Source organism: Streptomyces sp. BE303 (genome assembly GCF_036290945.1).
GTDB lineage: Bacteria > Actinomycetota > Actinomycetes > Streptomycetales > Streptomycetaceae > Kitasatospora.
Genome location: NZ_JAQYWZ010000108.1, coordinates 1 through 514, shown reverse-complemented (window position 1 = coordinate 514; position 514 = coordinate 1). Strand labels below are relative to the sequence as shown.

1 pseudogene is annotated in these 514 nt (G+C 69.3%); it reads left to right on the top strand.

Annotation, left to right across the window (positions count from 1 at the left end):
• Nucleotides 1–514: pseudogene (locus tag PUR56_RS00400) on the top strand (beta-xylosidase); the annotation flags it as partial.

Genomic DNA, 514 nt, shown 5'->3' with positions numbered 1-514 from the left:
GTGGAACGGCGAGTCCCGCGAGGCCCCGGCGATGTTCAAGCGCGACGGCGTCTACTTCCTGCTGACCTCCGGTGCCACCGGCTGGGCCCCCAACCAGCAGAAGTACGCGACCGCCGACAGCATCACCGGGTCCTGGAGCGGTCTGAACGACGCGGGCGACGGGATCACCTACCACACCCAGACCACTTTCGTCCTGCCGGTGGAGGGCAGCCAGGGCACCAGCTACCTCTACATGGGAGACCGCTGGGGCAACTCCACGGGCGGCACGGTCAACGACTCGCAGTACGTGTGGCTGCCGCTCGCCTTCCCCACCGCGACGACCCTGACCCTCGGTTACTCGCCGCAGATCACGGTGAACGCGGCCGCCGGCAAGGTCACCCCGCTCCACGCGACCTGGCAGCAGCTGGTCGGCCGGCAGAGCGGCAAGTGCGTCGACGTCGGCGACTACTCCTTCGCCGAGACCGCCCGGCTCCTCCAGTGGGGCTGCGGCAACGGCGCCAACCAGAACTTCTCC